2 protein-coding genes and 1 pseudogene are annotated in these 1,914 nt (G+C 68.9%); 1 reads left to right on the forward strand and 2 read right to left on the reverse strand.

Translation table 11 applies throughout. The features are described 5' to 3' along the window. Positions 1–526 (forward strand): annotated as a pseudogene (locus tag AC1DZ6_RS24330) (arginyltransferase); the annotation flags it as partial. Positions 527–531: 5 nt separating this feature from the next. On the opposite strand, the gene AC1DZ6_RS24335 reads toward AC1DZ6_RS24330, so the two are convergent. Then, positions 532–1,299, reverse strand: a complete 768-nt coding sequence (locus tag AC1DZ6_RS24335; protein ID WP_477099677.1) for an SDR family oxidoreductase — start codon at positions 1,297–1,299, stop codon at positions 532–534. Between the two features lie 14 nt (positions 1,300–1,313). Next, on the reverse strand, positions 1,314–1,914 hold a 601-nt coding region (locus tag AC1DZ6_RS24340; protein ID WP_477099676.1), incomplete at its 5' end, for an NAD(P)H-dependent flavin oxidoreductase.

The following is a 1,914-nucleotide window of genomic DNA, read 5'->3' on the forward strand; positions in this document are numbered from 1 at the left end:
GTTCGAGCTGCTGCGCCGCTACCTGCTGACCCGCCACGCCGACGGCGGCATGGCCGAGATGACCTGGCCCGACTATGTGGCCATGGTCGAGGACACGGCGGTCCGCACCCACCTGATCGAATACCGCCTGCGCTCGCAGGATCGCGGCCCCGGCGACCTGATCGCCTGCGTGCTGGTCGACGTGCTCGCCGACGGTCTGTCGCTGGTCTACAGTTTTTACGATCCCAGCCTGACCAAGCGCAGCCTGGGCTCGTTCATCATCCTGGATCACATCCTGCAGGCCCAGCTCAACAGCCTGCCCTACGTCTATCTGGGCTACTGGGTGCCGGGCAGCGAGAAGATGGCCTACAAGGCGCGCTTCTCGCCGCTGGAGATCCTCAAGCCCGGCGGCTGGGCCCTGATGTCGGCCCGCGAACGCGGCGCCCGCCCGCCCAAGCCGATCGGCTGCGGCTCCAACGCCGGCGTCGAGCTCAGCGACGCCGAACCGGCCGAGCTGGGGGGCTTCCCCAGCCCGGGCAAGCCCTGAGCGCCCTAGCGCGCGAAGCTGACCCCGCCGTCCACCGTGACGGCCGAGCCCGTCACATAGTCCCCAGCCCGCGAGGCCAGGAAGATCGCCGTGCCCGCCATGTCCTCGGTCGTGCCGATCCGGCCCGCCGGGATGGACTTCGACACCGCATCGGAATGGTCGCGAGCGACCTTGTTCATGTCCGAGGCGAAGGCCCCCGGCGCGATGCAGCTGACCGCGATGTTGTCGACCGCCAGGCGCAGGGCCATCCGCTTGGTCATGTGCAGCAGGCCGGCCTTGGACGCGCCGTACGGATAGGTCTCGTCATGGGTCACCGACTGGCCGTCGATCGAGGCGATGTTGATCACCTTGGCCACGTGGTCCTTGCCCGCCGCCCGCAGGTGGCCGATCAGCGCCTGGGTCAGGAAGAACGGCGTCTTCATGTTCAGGTCCACGACCTTGTCCCAGCCGCTCTCGGGGAATTCGTCGAACGGCGCGCCCCAGGCGGCGCCGGCGTTATTCACGAGAATGTCCAGCTTGTCCTCCCGCTCGGCGATCCGCGCCACCAGGCCGTTGATGCCTTCCAGCGTCGAGACGTCGGCCGGCAGCGAGATGCACTCGCCGATCGCCGACAGCTCCTCGGCCGTCGCGTCGCAGGCGGCGGCCTTGCGGGCCGAGACATAGACTCGGCGCGCGCCGTAGGTCAGGAAGCCCTCGGCGATCATCTTGCCGATGCCGCGCGAGCCGCCGGTGACCAGGGCCACGCGGCCCTTCAGGGAAAACAGGTTCTGCATCATGGACTGGTCTTTCAGAAACTGCGGCCGGCGCTGAGCGCGCCCAGCCGCTGGGTGATGTCGAAGAACTGGGCGACGGTCTCGTCGATGATCTGGGCGGCCGACTTCACCTCGTCGATCAGTCCGACCGTCTGGCCTGCCAGAGCCGGGGCGGCCTCCATGTCGCCGCCGAAATACACGCCCAGAATGCCCTCCAGGGCGTCGGGCGGCATCAGGCCGGCGTCATGGATTTCCTTCGTGCGCTCGGACTTCAAGGCGCGGATGCAGGGGCTGGCCTTCTTGTTCAGCACCCAGGTGCCGGTCTCCTTGGCGCCCGTGATCGCGGCCTTGTAATTGGCGTGCACCGGGCTTTCCGCGGCGCTGACGAAGCGGGTGCCCATCTGCACGGCCTCGGCCCCGAGGGCGAAGGCGGCGGCCATGCCGCGTCCGTCGCAGATGCCGCCGGCGGCGATCAGCGGCACGTCGACCCGCGCCCGGATCGCCTGCAGCAGCACCAGGGTCGAGACCTCCTCGGGGTTCTTGAAGCCTCCGCCCTCCGCGCCCTCGACCACGAGGCCGTCAACGCCGGCATCGACGCATTTGACCGCCGTGTCGACAGTCGGGACAGCGTGGTAG

Source organism: Caulobacter sp. P1_B12_2 (assembly GCF_056406675.1).